General features: G+C 40.1%; 22 protein-coding genes. 19 read left to right on the top strand and 3 right to left on the bottom strand.

Features of this window, described 5'->3' with window-relative positions; translation table 11 throughout:
• Positions 1–84 precede the first annotated feature (84 nt).
• The 10 genes from QH639_RS13490 (at position 85) to QH639_RS13445 (ending at position 10,817) form a co-directional block, all read left to right on the top strand.
• A complete protein-coding gene (locus tag QH639_RS13490; protein WP_281114661.1) occupies positions 85–873 on the top strand; it encodes an ABC transporter ATP-binding protein in 789 nt (262 codons plus the stop codon).
• A 13-nt stretch (positions 874–886) separates the two neighbouring features.
• On the top strand, positions 887–1,813 hold the full coding sequence (locus QH639_RS13485) for an iron-hydroxamate ABC transporter substrate-binding protein (RefSeq protein WP_281114660.1): 927 nt from the start codon (positions 887–889) through the stop codon (positions 1,811–1,813).
• Positions 1,814–1,836: 23 nt separating this feature from the next.
• The gene (locus QH639_RS13480; protein ID WP_048390305.1) at positions 1,837–2,838 is read left to right on the top strand and encodes a FecCD family ABC transporter permease; all 1,002 of its coding nucleotides are present in this window, start codon (positions 1,837–1,839) and stop codon (positions 2,836–2,838) included.
• Positions 2,831–3,838: a FecCD family ABC transporter permease gene (locus QH639_RS13475; RefSeq protein WP_281114659.1), complete on the top strand. Its 1,008-nt coding sequence runs from the start codon at positions 2,831–2,833 to the stop codon at positions 3,836–3,838. Before QH639_RS13480 ends, QH639_RS13475 begins: the two co-directional genes overlap by 8 nt.
• A 146-nt stretch (positions 3,839–3,984) precedes the next feature.
• Positions 3,985–4,926, top strand: a complete 942-nt coding sequence (locus QH639_RS13470) for a nuclease-related domain-containing protein (protein WP_281114658.1) — start codon at positions 3,985–3,987, stop codon at positions 4,924–4,926.
• Between the two features lie 269 nt (positions 4,927–5,195).
• Entirely contained in the window at positions 5,196–5,615 is a 420-nt protein-coding gene (locus QH639_RS13465) for a MarR family winged helix-turn-helix transcriptional regulator (RefSeq protein ID WP_259419097.1), read from the top strand.
• Between the two features lie 11 nt (positions 5,616–5,626).
• The gene (locus QH639_RS13460; RefSeq protein ID WP_281114657.1) at positions 5,627–6,826 is read left to right on the top strand and encodes an MFS transporter; all 1,200 of its coding nucleotides are present in this window, start codon (positions 5,627–5,629) and stop codon (positions 6,824–6,826) included.
• Positions 6,827–6,988: 162 nt separating this feature from the next.
• Positions 6,989–7,858 carry an iron uptake system protein EfeO gene (gene efeO / locus QH639_RS13455; protein ID WP_281114656.1) on the top strand — a complete coding sequence of 290 codons (870 nt, stop codon included), beginning with the start codon at positions 6,989–6,991 and terminating at the stop codon, positions 7,856–7,858.
• Positions 7,859–7,867: 9 nt separating this feature from the next.
• Entirely contained in the window at positions 7,868–9,127 is a 1,260-nt protein-coding gene (gene efeB, locus QH639_RS13450; RefSeq protein WP_131519848.1) for an iron uptake transporter deferrochelatase/peroxidase subunit, read from the top strand.
• Positions 9,102–10,817 carry an FTR1 family iron permease gene (locus QH639_RS13445; RefSeq protein ID WP_281114655.1) on the top strand — a complete coding sequence of 572 codons (1,716 nt, stop codon included), beginning with the start codon at positions 9,102–9,104 and terminating at the stop codon, positions 10,815–10,817. The genes efeB and QH639_RS13445 overlap by 26 nt, the downstream gene beginning before the upstream one ends.
• Positions 10,818–10,858: 41 nt before the next feature.
• On the opposite strand, the gene QH639_RS13440 is transcribed toward QH639_RS13445, so the two are convergent.
• Positions 10,859–11,704, bottom strand: a complete 846-nt coding sequence (locus QH639_RS13440; protein WP_237900315.1) for a pentapeptide repeat-containing protein — start codon at positions 11,702–11,704, stop codon at positions 10,859–10,861.
• Positions 11,705–11,842: 138 nt separating this feature from the next.
• Here QH639_RS13440 and QH639_RS13435 point away from each other — a divergent pair, with 138 nt between their 5' ends.
• The 4 genes from QH639_RS13435 to QH639_RS13420 all read left to right on the top strand — a co-directional run bounded on the left by QH639_RS13435 (position 11,843) and on the right by QH639_RS13420 (position 17,488).
• The gene (locus tag QH639_RS13435; RefSeq protein ID WP_281114654.1) at positions 11,843–13,447 is read left to right on the top strand and encodes a PucR family transcriptional regulator; all 1,605 of its coding nucleotides are present in this window, start codon (positions 11,843–11,845) and stop codon (positions 13,445–13,447) included.
• A gap of 129 nt (positions 13,448–13,576) precedes the next feature.
• Positions 13,577–14,845, top strand: a complete 1,269-nt coding sequence (locus QH639_RS13430) for a cytosine permease (RefSeq protein WP_281114653.1) — start codon at positions 13,577–13,579, stop codon at positions 14,843–14,845.
• Positions 14,842–15,945 carry an S-methyl thiohydantoin desulfurase family protein gene (locus QH639_RS13425; RefSeq protein ID WP_281114652.1) on the top strand — a complete coding sequence of 368 codons (1,104 nt, stop codon included), beginning with the start codon at positions 14,842–14,844 and terminating at the stop codon, positions 15,943–15,945. Before QH639_RS13430 ends, QH639_RS13425 begins: the two co-directional genes overlap by 4 nt.
• The gene (locus tag QH639_RS13420) at positions 15,938–17,488 is read left to right on the top strand and encodes a hydantoinase/oxoprolinase N-terminal domain-containing protein (RefSeq protein WP_054550891.1); all 1,551 of its coding nucleotides are present in this window, start codon (positions 15,938–15,940) and stop codon (positions 17,486–17,488) included. The genes QH639_RS13425 and QH639_RS13420 overlap by 8 nt, the downstream gene beginning before the upstream one ends.
• Positions 17,489–17,505: 17 nt before the next feature.
• Here QH639_RS13420 and QH639_RS13415 read toward each other — a convergent pair whose 3' ends face one another.
• On the bottom strand, positions 17,506–18,180 hold the full coding sequence (locus tag QH639_RS13415; protein WP_281114651.1) for an HAD family hydrolase: 675 nt from the start codon (positions 18,178–18,180) through the stop codon (positions 17,506–17,508).
• A gap of 6 nt (positions 18,181–18,186) precedes the next feature.
• Positions 18,187–18,420, bottom strand: coding sequence for a cyclase (locus QH639_RS13410; RefSeq protein WP_281114650.1), 234 nt, complete (start codon positions 18,418–18,420; stop codon positions 18,187–18,189).
• Positions 18,421–18,610: 190 nt separating this feature from the next.
• On the opposite strand from QH639_RS13410, the gene QH639_RS13405 reads away from it, so the two are divergent.
• The 5 genes from QH639_RS13405 (at position 18,611) to QH639_RS13385 (ending at position 22,384) form a co-directional block, all read left to right on the top strand.
• Positions 18,611–19,387, top strand: a complete 777-nt coding sequence (locus tag QH639_RS13405) for a hypothetical protein (protein ID WP_237900324.1) — start codon at positions 18,611–18,613, stop codon at positions 19,385–19,387.
• Complete coding sequence (locus QH639_RS13400) at positions 19,384–19,740, top strand: GntR family transcriptional regulator (RefSeq protein ID WP_048390347.1); 357 nt, start codon at positions 19,384–19,386, stop codon at positions 19,738–19,740. Before QH639_RS13405 ends, QH639_RS13400 begins: the two co-directional genes overlap by 4 nt.
• Before the next feature lie 9 nt (positions 19,741–19,749).
• Positions 19,750–20,457 carry an ABC transporter ATP-binding protein gene (locus QH639_RS13395; protein ID WP_281114649.1) on the top strand — a complete coding sequence of 236 codons (708 nt, stop codon included), beginning with the start codon at positions 19,750–19,752 and terminating at the stop codon, positions 20,455–20,457.
• A gap of 87 nt (positions 20,458–20,544) precedes the next feature.
• Complete coding sequence (locus tag QH639_RS13390; protein ID WP_259419092.1) at positions 20,545–21,465, top strand: ABC transporter ATP-binding protein; 921 nt, start codon at positions 20,545–20,547, stop codon at positions 21,463–21,465.
• On the top strand, positions 21,443–22,384 hold the full coding sequence (locus QH639_RS13385; protein WP_259419091.1) for an ABC transporter permease: 942 nt from the start codon (positions 21,443–21,445) through the stop codon (positions 22,382–22,384). Before QH639_RS13390 ends, QH639_RS13385 begins: the two co-directional genes overlap by 23 nt.
• Positions 22,385–22,433: the final 49 nt, after the last annotated feature.

Below are 22,433 nucleotides of genomic sequence, written 5' to 3'. Positions count from 1 at the left end.
GACTAATTCTAGTGATAATGATTATCATTTTTAGCTTTGAATATCATAGCATGGAAAGAAGTAAAAAGAAAGTGAGGGTCCGATTTGCGTTTAGAAGTTGAATCGATTCGTGTTGGTTATGAGAATAAAACGATTGTGCATGACTTATCGCTGCAAATTCCTGATGGCAAAATCACGACAATCATTGGTTCAAATGGTTGTGGAAAATCAACCTTGTTAAAAGCTATCACACGGATTTTAAAGCATGAGAGTGGACAGGTCATATTAGATGGTCAAAATATTTCCAAGTTGAAAACAAAAGAATTAGCAAAAGAACTGGCAATCTTACCACAGAGTCCAGAAAGTGCACATGGTTTAACAGTGGAAGAGCTTGTATCCTACGGTCGATTTCCTTATCAAAAGGGCTTCGGGAATTTATCACAAAAAGATAAAGATGTTATTGGCTGGGCTTTACAGGTAACCAAAACAGAAGAATTCCGTTTACAATCTGTAGATGCTTTATCTGGCGGACAACGTCAGCGCGTATGGATTGCGATGGCCTTGGCCCAAGAAACCGACATTATCTTTTTAGATGAACCGACAACTTATTTAGATATGGCTCATCAGCTAGAAGTTTTAGAGCTACTTTACAGGCTGAATGAAGAACAGGGGCGCACGATTGTCATGGTCCTCCATGATTTAAATCAAGCGGCACGTTTTTCAGATTATATTGTAGCGCTTTCACAAGGTGAGCTTGTAAAATTCGGAACGGCTGAAGAAGTGATGGTTCCAGAAGTATTGAAAAAAGTATTTAATATAGATGCAGTTATTGGCAAAGATCCACGAACGAACAAACCAATGTGCATTACATATGACTTATTACAAACCATTTAAAAGGAGAATAACAATGAAAAAGTGGCTATTACCAATGTTTATGATGCTTGTGCTCGTACTTGCAGCATGTGGCAGTAAGGAAGAAAAAACAGAGAAGGCTGATGAAGGCTCAAAAGAGGAAGCTTCAACAGAAACAATCACATATCAATCAGAGTCAGGCCCTGTAGAAGTACCAGCAAATCCGAAACGTGTTGTTGTACTATCTTCTTTTGTAGGAAGCTTATTACAGCTTGATGTAAATGTGGTTGGTGTGGATGCATGGGCAGCAAAAAATCCCAACTTCGAAGATGCGATTAACGATGCTGTTGTAGTTGAAAATACTGATATTGAAAAAATTCTTGAGCTAGAACCAGATTTAATTATTGGCTTAAATGGTATTGAAAATGCTGATAAATTAGCAGAAATCGCGCCAACTGTATTATTTACGTATGGTAAAGTAGACTATTTACAGCAGTTCATCGAAATCGGTAAAGTGGTAAATAAAGAAAAAGAAGCAACTGCTTGGGTAGAAGATTTTAAAACACGTGCAGCAGAAGCTGGTAAAAAGATTAAAGAAAAAATCGGTGAAGATGCGACTGTAACAGTAGCAGAGAACTTTAATAAACAGTTCTATATTTATGGCGATAACTGGGGTCGTGGAACAGAGATTTTATATCAAGAAATGGGCTTGAAAATGCCTGAGAAAGTAAAAGAAACAGCGTTAGAGCCTGGCTACTATGCTATTTCTCAAGAAGTTTTAGGGGAATATGCAGGTGACTATGTGATCTTCAGTATGTTCCAAGATCAAGATAATTCCTTTACAGATGCAGCATGGTTTAAAGATTTAGAAGCAGTGAAAAATGGTCATTTATTTGAAGTGAATGCAAATGCCTTTTATTTCAATGACCCTATCACATTAGAACATCAACTGAAGTTCTTTGAAGAGAAATTTTTACAATAATTAGTAGAGAGTAGCGAAGGCGAATGACAAAGTTTCGAAAGCTTCCATTTTGGCTTCAGGTATTGCTTGCATTGCTTGTATTAATTGGTACTGCCAGTATCTCGCTGTGCTTAGGGGCAGCGAATACAAGCATTCAAGATGTCTTTCAAGCAATTGTCGGACAAAGTGGAGGTAAACATTACACGATTTTACGTGAAATTCGATTTCCTCGTATCATTGCAGCTATTTTTGTTGGGAGTGCCCTCGCAGTCGCTGGGGCGATTATGCAAGGGGTTACACGGAACCCATTAGCTGATCCAGGGCTGCTTGGTTTAACGGCAGGGGCAAATGCTGCCCTTGCTTTAACAATGGCATTTATCCCTAAATTCTCGTATTATACGTTAATTTTAGCCTGCTTTGTTGGGGCGGGAATCGGTATGATGTTAGTTTATGGGATTGGTGCTTCTACTAAAAAAGGCTTTTCCCCTTTAAAGCTTGTTTTAGCTGGTGCGGCTGTCACAGCCTTATTACAGGCAATCGCTGAAGGGACGGGCATTTTATTTCAAATTTCCAAAGATGTTTCGATGTGGACAAGTGGCGGTTTCATTGGCACAACATGGCAGGCATTATTGATCGTACCCGTTATTATTATTGGCTTACTGCTTTCATTTGCTTTTAGTCGTCAATTAACGATTTTAAGCTTAAATGAAGAAGTAGCAGTGGGTGTCGGACAAAATACTACGCTCGTAAAGGGTGTAATGATGTTCGTTGTGGTTATTCTGGCTGGCTCTGCTGTGGCCCTAGTCGGAAATCTAGCTTTCGTTGGCTTAATGGTACCGCATATTGTCCGCGCGTTTGTTGGGACAGACTATCGTTTTGTCTTACCGATGAGCGCCATTGTTGGTGGCTGGTTTATGGTGTTGGCTGATTTCGCAGGGCGCATGATTAACGCACCTTATGAAACGCCAGTTGTCGCTATTATTTCGATTTTAGGTCTTCCATTCTTCCTATTATTAGTGCGGAAGGGAGGACGTCAATTTGTTTAAAGAAGGTCACAAAAAACAGCGTAAATGGTTACTCATATGGCTTGTGGTAACCTTGTTCATTTTTATTTTAGGGATTTCATTAGGTGCTGCTTCGGTTTCTATTGACCGAATTCTTCCAACCTTACTGGGCGATGGTAGCTTTAAAGAGTCCTTTGTACTCTTTTCAGTCCGTTTACCTAGAATGTTTGTGCTAGCGGCTGCGGGTATGGCATTAGCACTGGCAGGGGCCGTATTACAGGGCGTAACCCGCAATGATTTAGCAGACCCAGGAATTATAGGTATCAGTGCTGGCGCAGGTGTTGGGATTACTGTCTTTTATTTGCTAGTAGATGGCGACCTTCCTCACTTTGCCTATATTTTACCGATTGTCGGCTTTTGTAGTGCCTTAGTGACAGCACTGGGTATTTACTTTTTCTCTTATCAGCGTAATAAGGGTGTCCATCCTGTGCAGTTCATTTTAGTAGGGGTAGGCGTAGCATCAGCCTTATCAGGGGTCATGATGGTATTAATATCCTCTGCTGAGCGGAGCGATGTACAATTTATTGCACAATGGCTAGCCGGAAATGTATGGGGCACAGATTGGCCATTTTTCTGGGCGCTAATGCCTTGGCTTGTACTGGGCATCCCTTACATTTTCTATAAAGCCAACGTTTTAAATGTCTTGGCCATGACGGAGCAAACAGCAGTCGGTCTTGGTATGAACATTGGGCGAGAACGTTTCCGATTATTAATTGTTGCGGTTGCACTAGCGGCTGCCGCGGTATCCGTAACAGGGGGAGTAGCCTTCATCGGTTTGATGGCTCCCCATATTGCAAAACAGCTCGTTGGTCCACGCTACCAATTCTTTTTACCATTGACGCTATTCATTGGCGCAAGCTTGCTAATACTTGCTGATACCATTGGACGTGTTGCTATTGCAAGTGCAACGGTTCCTGCTGGGATTGTTGTTGCATTTATTGGCGCACCTTATTTTCTATATTTATTACGCAAAAATGTATAGAAATGTATTAGTTATTGGTCACAAAACAGTCTTTCAATCTAATAAAAATAATGAAAATAAGATTTTACATCATCTATCTTTCAAGTTTTTGAGAACCTCATTTGTTGAGGTTCTTTTTTTGTATAATCAGAACAGGAGGTGCATACATGATTCTATTAGCACGACAACCATCGGACTTGCAAAAAATACTAGAGGTGGTGCTCCGTAGATTGCCACAGACGCATAATAACTACGCTTATTATGGTGAACGTTTGAGCCGTGTCCAAGCAGGTCTTGCAGGGGAACAACGTGTTGATGCAGAATGGCTCGAAATCGATTTACCAACCCCACATTATTTTCTACATGATTTTCAAACCGCAAATAGCTACGGATCTACCCATCAAATGGATACCATCTTTCTCTGCCCTCATTTTTTACTTATTCTTGAAATCAAAAATATAACAGGAAATCTCTCATATGATGTCCCTTTTGCACAGTTTACACGGATGACATTGGATGGCACTGTGGAAGGAATGACTGATCCGTTTGTTCAGCTGGATCGGCATGACATATGGATGAAAAAGCTTCTACTGCAAGAACGTATCGAATTACCTGTTGTACATGCGGTAGTGCTGGCAACGAAAAATGGCATTTTAACAAAGGGTTTTGAGGGGCAACCGATATTTCATGTGAAAGGGTTACGATTTCATCTACAAAAATGGATAGAGCATTATCAACCTACAGAAAGCGTTGATCTTTTACAATTAGCCAACCTTCTATTGTCCCTGCACACAAAGTTGAAAAAAGAGGTAGAGGTGCCTCTTAAGGAAATGGTGAAGGGTGTGTTATGTCCACAGTGTGTTAACGGGCAGCGATTATTGTATCACTATAAAAAATGGACGTGCCCACGCTGTGGATTGGTGGACGATGATGCATTGGTTCGAACATTAGAGGACTACAGGTTACTAGTCGGGCAGCAGGTAACCAATCGAAGCTTCCGCGAATTCTTTGGCATTGACTCTCCCGATTTAGCGTACAAGTTGATGCAACAACTCCCTTTGAAAGCAGAGGGTGTCAAAAAGCATCGGAAATATTGGATTAAGGAATAGCGAACTAAGCGTTACAATTCAAGCGGTCTGAATTGTCGCTTTTAGTGCTGTAGAGAGAAAGGGCGCTTGAAGTAAGTGGATAGAGTGCTGAAAGTGACGGATAGAACAACGAAAGTAGCGGATAGAACGCGCAAAGTGATGGATAGCGCAATAAAAGTGAAGGATACCACTCATCCCCAAGAGAAATGTTTCGCTTATTTCCTACTAGACAAATAGAGTTTTTAGGTATATAGTTAGCTAGGCTAACTAATATAAAAGGAAGTGGTAGTGTGACAATTGAACAGGAATTTTTTAATCAGTACCGCTTAATGTATCGGCCGTTTATTAATCAGCTGAATGTGCAGCTTGAACCCTATCAGTTATATAGCTCACAGTGGGCAGTGCTTCGTTTCTTGAATGATAAGGGTCCACATTCATTTGTAGATATCGCGAATTTCATGTCTATAGAGAAGCCAAGTGTCACGAAGCTTGTACATAAACTTGTGGAGCTAGGCTATGTGGAAACGATGACGGGCAAGGATAAGCGTGAAAAGCTGGTACACCTATCAAAGCATGGGGAAGAGCTTGTGCTTGAAATAAAATCGCATCTACATCCATTTTTTGAGCAGGCTTTGGCAGGCGTGCCAAAACAAGATATTGACATTGCGACACAGGTTTTAGCAAGAATTTGTATGAATATTAATCAATAGGAGAGAGCAACGTGGAAGCAACCAGAAAGAAACTATGGACAAAAGATTTTTTAATTGTCTCACTTATTAATTTTACCATTACGTTAATCTTTTATTTATTAATGGTTACGATAGCAGCATATGCGGTGGAGCATTTTAATGCCTCTACAAGTACAGCGGGGCTTGTATCGAGTATTTTTATTATCGGAACACTATTAGGTCGTCTTGGGACAGGGCGTATTATTGGAGACTGGGGTAGCAAAAAAACATTATTTTGTGGACTATTATTATTTATGTTATCAACAATGTCTTATTTTATAGCAGGCAATTTACCGCTGCTGATGATCAATCGTTTAGTACAGGGGATTGCACTAGGGATTGCCAGTACAGCAACAGGTACCATTATTGCACAAATTTTACCAGCTGAGCGTCGTGGAGAAGGGATTGGTTATTATAGCTTAAGCGCTATTCTAGCCACAGCCATTGGCCCATTTATTGGAATATTATTAACACAGCTATTTGCAGATTATCGTATGATTTTTGCAGTAGATTCTGTGTTAGCGATTATTTGTTTCTTTATGTATTACATTGTGACCGTGCCAGATGCACCGAAAAAAGCAAAGGATACAGCTGTAAAGGCTGGGTTTAAAGTGACGAACTTTATTGAAATGCGTGCAGTACCGATTGCCTTTGTGGCACTTGTGATTGGCTTTGCTTATTCAGGTGTGATGTCGTTTATGACGTTTTATGCAAAGGAGCTAGATTTAGTATCAGCAGGTAGCTACTTCTTTATTATCTATGCTATTGTCATTTTGGCTACACGTCCATTTACAGGGAAATTGCTTGATACAAGAGGGGCAAATATCATTATCTATCCATGCTTAGTGTTGTTTGCAATAGGCATGTATGCCTTTAGCTCAGCAACAACTACGATTGCCTTTTTAATCGCTGCCGCTTGTATCGGGATTGGCTATGGAAACTTCAACTCGATGGCACAGGCAATTGCCATCAAAGTAACACCAAATGAGCGTTTAGGACTTGCGACATCTACGTATTTTATTTTTTATGATTTAGGCTTAGGTGTCGGGCCTTATTTCTTAGGCTTATTTGTACCATCTATGGGCTACAGCTCGATTTTCTTCTCGATGGTCTTTGTTATTTTAGTGTCGATTGTGCTTTATTACCTTTTACATGGAAAACATGAAAATTTGAAACAAGCAAAAATTTTGTAGATTAGAATCATTATATTGTAGAAAAAACGTCTTTTTTCTAGTTGTTCGTAAAGAATAACTGAAAAATGACGTTTTTTTCTATTTACAAAAATAGTTGTTGCAATAGATGATGATAATCATTATCATCACAATATAAAACAAATTCGGAAGTAGGTACGAAGTATGAAAAACAAATCATTTTTGTCGGTATTAGTAGCAGGAGGCATTTTAATGGCTGGCTGTGGCAATACAGAAGAAGTAAAAAAAGAAGATAAGCCAGCAACAGAACAGGCGGAGCAAGCTACAAAAGAGGTGGATTTATCTTCTGAATTATCAGCCTATCAACAATTTGCGTTAGAGCAAATGGATCAATTTTTACTAGATACAGAGAAATTTGTGAACCAATTCAAAGCAGGCGATATTGAAGGGGCAAAGGCAGCGTATGCGCCAGCACGTATGTATTTTGAACGCTCTGAGCCAATTGCGGAAAGCTTCGGTGATCTTGACCCTCGCATCGATGGACGTTTAGCAGATATTCAAGAAGAAGGTAAGGGTGAGGAAGAATGGTCAGGCTACCATAAGCTTGAGTATGCGCTTTGGGAAGAAAATACAACAAAAGGTTATGAGGCTGTAGCAGATCAGCTTCTTGCAGATGCGAAGGAATTGCATGCACTTGTGCAAACAGTGGAAGTGACACCTGACTTAATGATTACAGGTGCAGTAGATTTATTAAATGAAGTATCAACATCTAAAATTACAGGTGAGGAAGAAATTTACTCTCATACAGACCTTTATGATTTTAAAGCGAATATTGAAGGCGCAGAAAAAATCTTTGAGATTTTACGCTCAAAATTAGAAGCAAAAGATTCTACATTAGTGGCAACACTTGATGAAAAATTCAAAGCAGTAGACGATTTATTAGCACAGCATACAACGGCTGATGGTGGCTATATATCTTACGAAGAATTAACGGAGGAAAACACAAAAGCACTGGCAGCAGCGGTGAATCAGCTTGGAGAACCATTAAGTCAAATGGGTATCATTTTGGAGTGAACATAAACAATGACAACGTCAAACGAGGAAAAATTTATAAATAAAAAAATTTCTAGACGTGATATGTTAAAGCTAACAGGTATCGGTGTGGCAGGTGTTGCCATCGGTGCCTCTGGCTTGGGTGGTGTCATGAAAGCAATGGGCTATGATGTCTTTGAGCCAGTAGCAGATAGCACGACGGCTAGCAATAAGGTCAATTTCTATGGCAAGCATCAGTCAGGTATTGTGACACCTGTACAGACGAATATTTATTTTGCTTCTTTAGATGTATTAGTGACATCAAAGAAGGAACTACAAGCATTGTTCCAGCAATGGACACCCCTTGTAGTGCGTTTAATGAATGGTGAAGTCATGGTCGATGTTTCGACAAATACAAGAGTGCCAACTGGCGATACTGGAGAGGCAGAGGGCTTAGATGCATCTAATCTATCCATTACTATTGGTGTCGGGCCTTCATTATTTGATAAACTGGGCATCCAGCATTTAAAACCAGCGGAGCTAAAGGATTTACCACATTTCCCTAAAGATCAGCTACAGAAAGAGTACACAGGTGGTGATTTGTGTATTCAGGCTTGTGCAGATGATCCGCAGGTAGCCTTCCATGCTGTTCGTAATCTAGTACGAGCTGCTTCAGGTAAAGTAGCAATAAAATGGTCACAGGCGGGCTTTAACTCGTTTCCAGCTAGTGGAGGGACACCACGAAACCTCTTCGCCTTTAAGGACGGTACTGTAAATCCAGCCATTACGGATGAAAAAGACTTAAATGAGGTCGTGTGGGTGGATAAAGGCTGGTTAAAGGGTGGCTCTTATTTAATTGCGCGTAAAGTTCAAATGCATCTTGAAACTTGGGATCGTACATCATTGAAAGATCAAGAGGCAACATTTGGCCGTTACCGCGACAGTGGGGCACCTTTTGGCAAAACAAAGGAATTCGATGATTTTGATGTAGAGGCAAAGGATGATAAGGGCAATTATATAATGCCTGATACATCACATGTCCATTTGGCGCGGAAATCAGGTGCGCGTATTTTGCGACGCTCTTATTCCTATGCGTCAGGCGTGATGTCGAATACAGGGACCCATGATGCGGGGCTAATCTTTATCTCTTTTCAAAAAGACCCAGCCCAATTTACAACCATCCAAAATAGCTTAGGGCGTATGGATAAAATGAATGAGTACATTACCCATCGAGGCAGTGCCGTGTTTGCTTGCTTCCCTGGTGTACAAAAGGGGAGTTATTTAGGTGAAGCACTTTTTAACGCGCTGTAGTATCGTGTTTGCCCTTATGCTGACTTTAGCTTTACCTGTGCAAGCTGCGCAGTCCTATAGTCATCTCTATATTGCGATTAGTGATGCACTGATGAATACAAAGCAGGATAAAGAGGCGGAGGCCAAGCAGGCACTTGAACAATTTGCTATTGATTGGGCGAAAGTATCTTCAGAGCAGAAAGAGGCAAAAGCAAAGGTTGATGAAATCCTTGCACAGGCTACTGAGGCAACGTCCAAGGATGAACGTTTAGAGGCGCTATCCGCACTATCCAATGCATTGCGTGCATTAGAAAAGCTTGAAAATCCCGTGGATGAAGCGGCACAGCGAGCAGAGTTTGGACAAAAATTTAAGCCGATAATGGCAGACTTTGAAAAAGCTTTAGCAAGTGGTGATATTCAGGCCATTGATGAAGCCTACAAAGATTTTAATAGTAAATGGAATAAAAATGAGCGACCTGTGCGTGAACAAAGTATCGCAATGTACGGGCAAATCGAAACACAAATGGCATTTCTTCGTATCTCTATTTCGGCTGAGGAGCCTGATGTAGCGCTTATGCAATCTCAATTTGCTGCTTTAAAGCAAACGATTGAGGATTTTGTAGCTGGTAAAGAAACAGCCGAAGTGGTAGAGGGGGAGTATTCATTAGCGACATTAATTGCCTATATAGATGAGGCCAATGATTTTGTCAATGCTGGTGATTACCAGGCAGCTTCAAATAAAATACGTGAGTTTATTACCATTTGGCCAAGCGTAGAAATTGAAATCTCCACACGTAATGGTAGTCTTTACACGAAAATTGAAAGTGATATGCCGATTATCGCGAGTGATTTATTAAAATCCAACGTCGATCAGCAAGCTATTACCAAACAATTAAATACATTCCGTACTGAAATTGAGCTAATTCAAGGGGATACCGATTACACAATTTGGGACGCTGCGTTAATTTTATTACGCGAAGGACTAGAGGCATTACTGATTATTTTAGCCTTAGTGTCATTCCTTAATAAATCAGGACAAAACAAGATGCGCAAATGGATTTATGTCGGAGCGTTTGTCGGCGTTCTATTATCCGCCGTAGCTGCCATCCTTATGTCGACAATTTTAAATTCGGCAACGATTGATACGAATCGCGAGTTAATGGAAGGCTATGTAGGGTTAATTGCTGCAGCGATGATGATCGGTGTTGGTATTTGGCTGCATAGTAAATCAAGCGTGGTCAGTTGGAATCGCTATATTTCCAAACAAATGGGTCACGCCATTTCGAGTGGCTCTATTTTTGCGATGGCTATGATTAGCTTTTTATCGGTCTTCCGTGAAGGTGCAGAAACACTAGTCTTTTATGCGGGGATTGCACCGAAAATGGAAACGTCGCAGTTTATTCTTGGAATTGTGGTGGCACTGCTCATTCTTGCTGTACTTGCAGTTGTGTTATTTAAAGCAAGTGGCAAAATTCCAATTCACAAATTTTTTGCAGTAGCAACTATTTTAATTTATGTGCTAGCCTTTAAAATTATTGGTGTCAGTCTGCATACTTTGCAGCTGACAGATAATCTGTCCACAACGATTGTTGATGGCTTACCTGTTATTAGCTTGATTGGCTTCTATCCAACGGTGGAAACAATCATAGGACAGTCTATTTTACTTGTGTTAGTGGCGGCTACTGTGCTTTATAAAAAGAAACAAGCCTAATGAAAAAGGGTAGATGAGCGTAAAACGCCATCTACCTTTTTTTATTGCCAATGAGCAGGTCGTTTTATATAGGAAGGTAATTTAGTCGAACGATCCCCCTGTGCCGCGTTGATTTGCATTTGGGTTAAAAACAGACTTGTTGAAAGATCAGCACCGCGTAAATTGGTATCTCGCAAATCAGCCCCGATGAAATCTACTCCCTGTAAATTCGCATCTTGAAGATTAGCTGCTATTAAATAACTCCCCCTTAGATCAGTCGCTCGTAAATCCTTGCCTTTTAAATTTTTGCCCATCCAATCAGCCCCACGCTGATTCAAGTTTCTAGAAGCCTTTCCCTTCACAATGTGCTGGCGAATTTGTTCGCTAGTTTGGAGCAATAGTGCATTGATCGGCATACGAATAGCTACCATATCCAATGCTAATAAGGTATCTGCATCCTGAGCTATTGTCTGCTGTAGGTGCTTCAATTGAGCAATTAGCTGTTCATAAAGCATATTATCCACCTGATAGGACAAAGCCTCCGCCACATATGCAATCATTTCGTAAAGCTGTTCCATAATAGGAAAAACACGAAACATCTTGTCAGCATGCTCACGAGATTGTCGCCAATCCTGTCCATGAAATGTCACCTGTGAAACCTGTTGACCTGCGCCTAGGCAATCAAAAACGGTACAGCCCTTAAAACCTGTCTCTCGTAGCTGACTATGTATGTGACAGCTATAGTTATCCTGCAAATTAGGACATGGCGTGCCTGCAGGTTTATTGATCGCAAAATCACTAGAAGCCACAATATTTAAAGCGGTACAGCACAAGCCAAAACAGCTTTGACAATCTGCCTGTAGACTGTGTCTGATTTTTGTACCAATGGTTTTTGTCTGATTAGACATCCTCATTTTCCTCTCTGATCTTATCCATTTAGTTACTATTTTAACACTAACAAGCTACCAGTAAAAATAGAGAGCAAACTGTATTTTGAAAGATAGTAGGGGATATGGTATTCTTCTTCAAAAGAGTTGTAAAGAAAAGTGGTGGTGGAACATGGGGTAACGGTCAATGAATTATTACAATTGCCATCTTTTCGAGGGGCAGAGGTGTTAACAGGGCGAGATAACTTACACCGTACTGTATCATCTCTATCTGTGTTAGAGGTATCGAATGTTGATTTTTATTCGAAAATTATTAACCGTGTACAGGAGGAATGGTATGCAGAGGAGCTTGTCATTAGCTCCTTTTACTCCATTCGAGATAGTGTGGAGCAGCAATGTGAAACGATTCAGCATTTACATGATTTAGGAGAGCTGGGGCTTATTTTATATTATGTCGGCATTGTATTGCCTGATATTCCAGAAGAAGTGCTTGCGTTAGCGGAGGCACAAGGCTTTATTATCATTTGTATGCCGCGAAATGATTATTCACTGCGCTATAACGAGGTTATCTATGAGGTTATGGAAGCGATTGTTAGTAATCAAGGCGTTAATGATCATTTTGTCAAAGAGACATTAGAAAAGGTATCGTTACTACCTGAGCATTTAAGAAGTGTTGAAATTACACTGAAAATGCTTTCAGATCGTTTAAAGGCTAATATTGTGCTCACCAATAGTCATTTTGACATTGTGAACCAAGTGATGTGGCCACGAAATTCATCATTAGATGTAGCGAATGTCATTGAAAAATGCTCCCAATCCAATTTTCAGAGGGAAGCAGGCAAGCTTGAGTTGCTAAAAAGTGATGTTGCCTGTGTCGTAGACTATAAAAGAGTACATCAAAAAAATGGCGAACCGCTATTTTTATTTCTGATTAAAGAAAATACAAAATTACCTGCTAAGACAATTGAAAAAGTAAGTGAGGTTGTGCAAGTAGCCATAAATTTATGGGGAGACAAGCATGATGAGGTTAGTGAATATGCCTTAGTTAAAGCTATTATCAATGACGAGGGGGAAAAAATGAGAAGATTAGCCAATCTTCTTCATATTGATGTTTCCGCCATTCAAATGATGTGGCTTGTCTACATGCATGATTTAGCAGACGAAAAAAGAATTCGCGATGAATTAGAAGAGCAACTGTCCAAATATTATCAAACAAGAGTCATCCAATGCATTGACCATTGTATGATTGTACTGGTAGGCAATTGCTTTTATAAGCATCATGAGTTTGAAATTGCCATTGAATATAGTGAAACGACTCAGTATGATGCCCAAATCGCAGAAATTGTTTATGCACCTAAAATGAGAAATACAAAGTCTGTTCGTCAAATGTATCAATTGGTCAATCAGGTGGGGGACAAAGCCCATACGATTTATCCGATGCGAAAATTGTTTACTGCAGCGGAAGTGCGCTCCATGAAAAGGGCAATTGATGTCAGTAAGCAGGGCGAGGAAATGATTGAAGAATATTTATCTGTAATTGAACCCATTTTACGTGACCATGATTCCTTGCAGACATTGATAACCTTTTTATTAGATGCAAATGCTAGTGTGGAGCGCTGTGCAGAGCTCCTCTATATCCATAAAAACACGGTGAAATACCGCATCAAAAAAATTAGTGAGCTGATTGGCATAGATGTTACCGTATATTCGGAATTTTATGATGCCTACATGGCTTGCATGCTATATCGATTGATTAATGATTAGAATAATCTGAAATTTTGTCATTTTGAACAAAATTTCAGATTATTTTTTTCATTTGCGCAAAAGACTCGACACTCACCTGTCTTCTATAATTAAAAACATTAATCCATCACCAAATAAGGAGGGAGTCACATGCAAAATGAAAATAAAGGTCAATCTTGGTATAGCTTAGGCATTATTTGGGCTGGTGCCATGATTTGTATTCCCAGTTTATTAGTCGGTAACGCACTGATTACCAATATGAGCTTATCAAAGGCACTGGCTGTTGCTTTTGTAGGCTATGCTATTGTCGTGATCATCATGATCTTGCAAGGCATGCAAAGCAGTGATTTAGGAAAGCCCACTGTCCATATAGCAGGACAGGTGTTTGGTAAAAAGGGCTCTCGTACAATTTTATCCATTATCTTAGCCATTGCTTGCTTAGGGTGGTTTGGCATTCAGGCCAATGTGTGTGGCGTAGCCTTAGCAAACTTATTAGCAATCTATCATTTGAATATACCCATTCCAATCGCTTCCTTCATTAGTGGTATGGTCATGGTCGTATCCGCACTTTATGGGATGAAGGTGTTGCGTATTTTAAGCTATATCGCCGTACCATTGCTCGTCCTCATTTGTCTGTATGGTTTAGGTCAAATATTAACTGGTGAGCAACTACAGCTCGTTCGGGATTATCAGCCGCAGGGCAATATGAGCTTTATGGATGGTTTAGCTGTAACGATTGGGTCCTTTGCATTAGGGGCTGTTATAGCGGGTGATTATTCGCAATTTTCAAAAAAGCGTTCAGACGTTTTCAAAGCCGCTACATTAGGGATTATTCCTGCAGGGGTGCTAATGATTGCTGTGGGAGCTGTCTTAACGATTGCCTATCAAACAAGTGATATTACAGCAGTCTTTCTGCATATCGCAACACCCTTTATTGGTGGAGTGGGTCTGATTTTAGCAACATGGAAAACCAATTTGGTCAATGCAATTTCAGGTGGTATTGCCTTAATTAATGTATTTGATGTTGCTAAAAACAAAGAACGATTAGCCATAGGTGTGGCGGGTACAATTGGCACAATCTTAGCCGTTGTAGGGATTTTAAATTATTTTACACCTATCATGTCAATTTTATCGGCGATGATTCCGCCTGTTGCAGGGGTGATGATTGCTTCCTACTGGGTCATTCATAAAGGCAAAACAGATAGCTGGCAGGAAGTTGAAGGGGTCAATCGATTAGGTGTATTTTCTTGGCTAGTAGGTGCTGTAATTGCCTGTATGCCAGTGGTATTTTCCTTATTCCCAGCATTGCCAGCGCTATCAAACCAACCGATGATTGGCATCATTATTTCATTCGTGATTTATTATGTTGGGTATCGTGTATCTGTACAAAAAACGGTCATATTGGAGGAACATAGATGAGATATTTAGATCAGGCAGCTATTGAACATATTGCCATAGGGGCGGCATTTTTAGGAACAGGTGGGGGAGGAGATCCCTATATTGGAAAATTAATGGCGCTTTCTGCTATCGAAAAAAATGGCCCTGTAAAGTTGTATTCAGTGGATGAAATTGCGGATGATGATTTTTTCATTCCAGCCGCAATGATGGGGGCACCATCAGTTTTAGTAGAAAAATTCCCACGTGGCGATGAGTTTGTTAAGGTTTTCCAAAAGCTCGCCCAATATTTGGGGAAAGAAAAAATTGCAGGCACCTATCCAATGGAAGCAGGTGGGGTCAATTCGATGATTCCTATTGTAGTAGCAGCACAGCTTGGCTTACCATTGATTGATTGTGATGGCATGGGGCGTGCATTTCCGGAATTACAAATGGTGACATTCCACTTAGATGGGATTTCGGCAACGCCAATGGCCATCACTGATGAAAAAGGGAATATTGGTATTTTTGAAACGATTGATAATAAATGGACCGAGCGTATCGCTCGAACAGCAACAGTAGAAATGGGCGCTAGTTCTTTAGTGAGCCTCTACCCAACAACGGGTGCGCAAATTAAACAAAGCGGTGTTCATCATATAGTGACGCTTTCTGAAAAAATCGGTGAAATTATTGCCTCGAAAGATCAAGAGGTGAACGATAAGCTACAAAGCCTTTTAAAGCTTGCGGAAGGATATGAGCTTTTCCAAGGAAAAATAGTGGATGTTATTCGTGAAACGAAGGGCGGCTTTAACCTAGGTAAAATGAATCTTGAAGGTATTGAATCTTTTAAAAATGATCAAATGAAGGTTCATTTCCAAAATGAAAACTTATTAGCTGAGAAAAACGGGCAGGTTATAGCGATGACACCAGACTTAATTTGTTTGGTGGATTATGAAACTTTACTGCCTGTTACAACAGAGAGCTTAAAATATGGTAAACGTGTGCGTGTGATTGGCTTACCAGCACATGAAAAATGGCGTACAGCAAAAGGTATTGAAACAGCTGGACCCAAATACTTTGGCTATGAATATGAGTATACGCCAATTGAGGAATTGGTGAAAAAGGAGGTAGCAGAGCATGTATAAAATTGGAATCGATGTAGGTGGAACAAACACAGATGCCATCCTTTTAGACCATAATAGCCAGCTTATTTACAGTGTGAAATCACCAACAAGCTTAGATATTAAAACAGGGATTGAAAAGTCACTGCAACAATTACTAGAGGGTGCAAATATTGACAAAACAAAAATTACTCATGCGATGTTAGGGACAACACAATGCACCAATGCCATTGTTGAACGTAAAAAGCTAGCAAAGGTTGGTGTCATTCGACTAGGTTATCCAGCGACGGCTTCCGTACTCCCTTATACAGCTTGGCCAGCGGATATGATTGATAAATTATCTGGTAATTATGCCATTGCCCATGGTGGTTATGAATATGACGGCCAATTATTGAGTGCGCTTGATCAACAGGAAATTACAAAACTACTAGAGGAATGGCGTGGTCAAGTAGAATCCATTGCGATTGTTGGTGTCTTTTCCTCTATTAAAAATGATCAAGAATTGCAGGTTCGTGAATGGATTCAAGAAGTCTATGGCGAGGAATTTCCAATTTCCTGCTCCTCATTAATAGGTTCAGTCGGGTTAATAGAACGTGAAAATGCTACGATTCTAAATGCTGCATTATGTAAGGTGATTGAGACAACAACACAGGGCTTTGTACAGGCGTTACAAGCGGAAGGCATTTTTGATGTAGAGGTTTATTTATGCCAGAATGACGGTACATTAATGTCTATCGACTACGCCAAGCAATTCCCAATTTTAACAATTGCCTGTGGACCAACAAATAGTATCCGTGGAGCATCGTATTTATCTCAAATTCAAAACACGATGGTATTGGATGTTGGGGGTACCACTTCAGATATCGGTGTATTACAGGATGGTTTCCCGCGAGAATCCTCGGTCGCAGTTGAAGTGGGAGACATTCGGACAAACTTTAGGATGCCAGATATTATTTCAGTCGGACTTGGCGGGGGAAGTATTGTTCGTGTGAACGGCAACAAAATTACAGTCGGGCCGGATAGTGTAGGCTATAAAATCAGTGAGGAGGCCCTTGTTTTCGGTGGCTCGACCTTAACGACAACAGATATCGCTGTCCGTTTAGGCTTAGCAGATGTAGGTGATTCCACGTTAGTGGCACATATTGATGAAGCCTTTGCCAAAGCCGTTCAAGAAGAAATTTCTTCGTTACTAGAACAGGCGATTGATAAGATGAAAACTTCCTCAGAGGATGTGTCACTAGTCTTAGTAGGGGGTGGTGGTATCATTGTGCCAGAAAAGATTCGGGGCGTTTCCACAATTGTAAAATCTGAATACGGTGGTGTTGCGAATGCCATCGGAGCCTCGATTGCACAAATTAGTGGTCAATATGAGCAAATTTATATTTATTCCAAAGAACCGCGTGAGGAATCCTTGAAGGATGCACAAAACAAGGCTGTGAAACAAGCCGTATTAGCAGGTGCTCTTGAGGATACCATTGAGCTAGTGGAAGTAGAAGAAACACCTCTCGCGTATCATCCAGAAAATGCAACAAGATTAAAGGTAAAAGTAGTAGGGAAAATGGTGTAACAGTCAAAGGAAGAGTCCTAGTTAAACAGGGCTCTTCCTTTTATTAATTGCTCGAATGAATGAATCACTGCATCAGGTTTAATGTCAGTAGGATTCGTGAGCCGATGAGGATTGTACCATATGCCCTTCATCCTTGCTCGCTGACAACCAGCAATATCTTTTGCTAAGTCATCCCCAACGAATAAGGCTTCATTTGGCTGAACTTGGAGCTGATGTAGAGCTAATTCAAATATGCGTTTGTCAGGCTTAGTTAAGCCTACTTCCTCCGAAATAAGGATAACATCAAAATAGCTAGCTAAACCTGTATGTGTGATTTTAGCCTTTTGTCGCTGTGTAGAGCCGTTTGTGATAATGCCAACTTGTACTTGCTTCTTCATCGTTTGGAGAACCTTCAACACATGTTGATCAATAGAAAAGCAATATGGAAACTGCTGATCCCAAAAATCTTGCATGTCATGGCGAGGCAATTGAAAGGTTGATGGAAACGCATTAAAAAACGATGATAAAACATTGGTTTTATCGGCAATCCCATAGTCTCTTTTATCGTATTCCTTAAATTTTTCCAGCATGTCCTTTTTGAGCATACCCTGAATAACACCATAGTATTTTTCCAAAATAATATAAAACAGGTTATCGACAGCATGATTTCGATTAAGTAAGGTATCATCTAAATCAAATAGTATCGCTTTCAACGAGCTTCATGTCCTTTCTTGCTCATCAAAAGGTTTTCGTTTATGTTTTTCATCAATAATTTTTTTGTTTAGGATCGTTACCTTGCCAACCATGAGCAACCTCATATCTTCCACAATATACTTAGCTAGCTCTTCGTCCGATATGTCATCTCCATCAATATCAAGGCGAAAATCCTGCCCTTGTATGCCACCACCATTGGTAAATTCAATTTCAAAATCAAAGACAACTCTTTTATCCATTCAAGTACCACCTTACGCTTAGTGTTAGAGTGCTATCCATATATTCTGTGTTTAATAGGTGAATACCTTCTTTGAGCATAAGCGTAATTGTTGAGTAAACAAAATTTCCTTTTTCTTGTATTTGCCACTTGCCAACAAAAAAGTCATAGTGTAATATGTAACTAGTACACTATGACACGAGGTGTTGTGATTGAAAAGCTTTACAGGACTTTTAAAAAAAGAATGGGTACTTTATCGCTCATGGTTTCTAGTAGGGATATTTATGGGACTTATGCTATCTTGGATCGTTCCCTATATCTTACATCAGTATGTCGATCTCTTTGCACATGAGCATCAGCTAGCATTTGCATTTACAATGCTCGTCCTTTTTCTAGGTGGATTCTATTCTATCTTACAATTTTTAGCATCGATGCGATTGGATATTAAAGCAAAGGAGAGCTGGCTCCATTCAACAAGCTCTATCACAAAGCTTATCGGAGCAAAATTGGTTTGCTCATTAGTAGGTTATGTCCTCTTCACTATCCTTTTCACGAGTATAGCCATTTTCAATATTAAGGATGAGCTGATCGCGAGCGCTGGACAAATTTTATTAGTTTTGGTAATAATCGTTATTATATTGACAATTTTACAATTAATGCTATTTATCGTTCTTTTATTCTTTTTAGCTTTTTATTTGCAATTGAAGCGCATAATAGGTCGTTTTTCAATTGTGCTGACAATGATTGTGTTTTATGTAACCACAGCTGGTTGGGCGCGGGTAACGGAGAGTCAGCTGTATCGAACGATCTTCCTCCATGGGGAAGTTTCGCTTCAAAACATCGAACACTATCTACCAAAAGCGAAAGAATTGACGATGGAATGGATGCTTGGCTCGATATATGTCGTTGAGGAAATAGCCATTACGTTATTACTACTACTGCTGTTTTTAGCAGCATCGAAGTGGCTTGAAAGGGTGGTTTTACGATGACGATGGATTTTTCGCGTGACAAACCCATTTATAGCCAGCTTGTCGATCGAATTTGTGGAGACATTTTGAAGGGGAAGTTGGAGCTAGGTGATCGACTTCCCTCCGTTCGAGAATATGCAGTAGAAACAGGTGTCAATGTCAATACGGTGCAACGTGTATACAAGGAGTTAGAGGCAATGAATATAACGGAAACCAAACGAGGACAGGGTACATTTATTACGAGCAATGAGGAGCGCATTGAGTTATTGCGGGAAGAGATGAAAAATCAGCTGGCTGAAAATTTTTTAACATCGATTGAGGCATTAGGCTTTTCGAAGGAAGAGATGCTTGTAGTTTTGAAAAATAAAGCGTGAGGTGAAGGGATGTTACAGCTATCAAATGTATCTTTTCAATATAAGAAAAAGCCAGTTTTACAGGATCTATCCTTCTCCTTTCCAATTGGACAAATCATTGGACTAGTTGGGGAAAATGGTAGTGGTAAATCTACGCTTATGAAAGTTTTGGCTGGTTTACTGAGACCCACTGCTGGTGAGATCACACTAGAGGGTAAGCCAGTCACACGTAGAAGTGCTGACAAAATTGCTTATTTACCAGATACAGATTTATTTTTTGAGTACTACACGGGTGAACAGCTTTTCCAGCATTATGCTTCGCAATTTGAAGATTTTTCCTATGACAAAGCCTGTATCGTCGCACAATTTTTACAGGTAGATAAACGCACAAAGCTACGCCAATTATCAAAGGGTAATCGTGGTCGCATGAAAATGGCTGCCACCCTTGGACGAGAGGTTCCTTATTATGTCATGGACGAACCATTTGCTGGGCTAGACCCAATTGTGAGAGAGCAGTTGATTAAAGGCTTAATTCAATTTACGGACATCGAAAATCAAACGATTTTGCTATCTACACATGAATTATATGAGGTAGAGCCTATTTTAGATCAAATTATTTTATTGCAGGCAGGATCAATCATGGCCTACGAGAATGTGGAAACATTACGCGATGTGGCTAATAAGGATGCAGTTGAGTGGATGAAAGGGTTTTATCGTCCTTCAGTAAAAGACAGCTAAAGGTGAAGAAAGAATCGTCAATAAAGCAATGTTGTCGTGCCAGACTGCATAATGCTCAGGCGAAATAGATTAGAAAGGGTGAAAAATATGACAGAACCGATTGTACAATTGCAAAATTTATCGAAAACTATTCGAGGAAAGCAATTAATTCAACAGTTAAACATTGATTTATATCCAGGCCAAATTACAGGATTTTTAGGACCGAATGGAGCGGGGAAAACAACAACAATCCGAATGATGACAGGGCTTATGCATCCAACAGAGGGCAATGTCATCATCGACGGGCTTTCACTGAAGGAGCATTACGAGGAAGCCATTAGTAAGGTTGGTGTGATTGTTGAAAATCCAGAAATGTATAAATTTATGTCAGGCTATAAAAATTTACTACATTTTGCACGTATGCATAAAAATGTAACAAAGGAACGAATTCAGGAGGTCATTCAACAAGTTGGGCTCGAAAATCGTATACATGAAAAGGTCTCTACGTATTCACTTGGTATGAGACAACGACTAGGATTAGCCCAGGCGTTATTGCACAGACCGAAATTTTTAATTTTAGATGAACCAACGAATGGCTTAGACCCTGCTGGTATTCGTGAGTTTCGTATGTACCTGCGTAAGATTGCTTCAGAAGAGGGCGTATCCGTCTTTGTCTCAAGTCACTTATTATCAGAAATTGAATTAATGTGTGATCGAGTGGCCGTGATTCAAAATGGGCAGCTAATTGATCTGCGCGATATTCACAATGAAAGCTCATCGTTTTATTATGTGGAGGCTGAGCCAAAAGAGCAGGTGTCTGCTTATCTGGAACAGTGTGACTTTAACTTTGTAGCAGAGAATCAAGGCTATGTGGTGGAAATGAAGAAAGAAGATGTTCCAGCTATGACTACACAACTAGTCCAAGCGGGTATTCAATTATTTGCCGTACAGCCACATCAAAAAACATTAGAGGATCAATTCTTAGAAATGACTGGAGGCGGACAAATTGCTGAAGCTAATTCAAAATGAGTGGATGAAATTATGGCATAAAAAAGGAACATGGGCAATGGTGGCTATGCTGATTGTTGTCATTATTGTTCCTGCTGGAATCACCAAATATTATGAAGTAAAATCCCCGACGGAAGGCTCATGGCAGGACATAGAGCAGGAGGCCATTCAATCCTATAAAGAGACGCTAGCAGGTGAGGATTTAACGGAGGAAGATAAAGCATACTTTCAAGAGCAGATGGCTATTTCTGAATATCGTTTAGCGAATGATGCACCAAGTCAAAAAGATAGTAGTCTTGCAAGCTTTATGTCCTTTACAAGCGGTATGCTTACGCTTGTTACTTTATTTACAGTCATTACCGCAGCTAGTATTGTATCGAGCGAATTTTCAACAGGGACGATTAAAATGCTCTTAACGCGTCCAATGTCCCGTGCCAAAGTGTTGACGTCAAAATTACTGACAACATTCCTTTTTGGTTTGCTATTGTATGTGGTCAATGTGGTGGTAAGTGCCCTTATCGGCTTAGTCTTGTTCGGCATGGGAACAGGTGTGGAATTAGAAATGGTCAATGGACAGATCGTTGAAAAGGCCGTATGGAGTGATTTAGCCTATCATTACCTATTATCTGGTGGCGATTTTGTGATGTCTACATTATTTGCCTTTTTGATTGGTTCAGTATTCCGTTCAAGTTCATTAGCAATCGGTTTAACGATGTTCCTTTCTTTTACAGGCGGCATGATAGTTATGTTCTTAAGCCGATACGACATCGTCAAATATATTTGGCTCACACATTCTGATTTAACACAGTATGAGCATGGTGGTGGCTCCATGATTGCTGATGTGACGTTGCCCTTCTCATTAACAGTACTTGCTATTTACGCAGTAGTTTTCCTTGTCATTAGTTATTCAACCTTTATGAAACGTGATGTCACGGCATAAGCTAAAGAAGAACTGTGCCCTAATTTTGGATTAGGGTGCGGTTTTTTTG

This window comes from Lysinibacillus sp. 1 U-2021, from assembly GCF_029916965.1.
Lineage (GTDB): Bacteria > Bacillota > Bacilli > Bacillales_A > Planococcaceae > Lysinibacillus > Lysinibacillus capsici.
The sequence above is the reverse complement of the archived record's forward strand: the minus strand, read 5'-3'. Positions and strand labels throughout refer to the sequence as shown.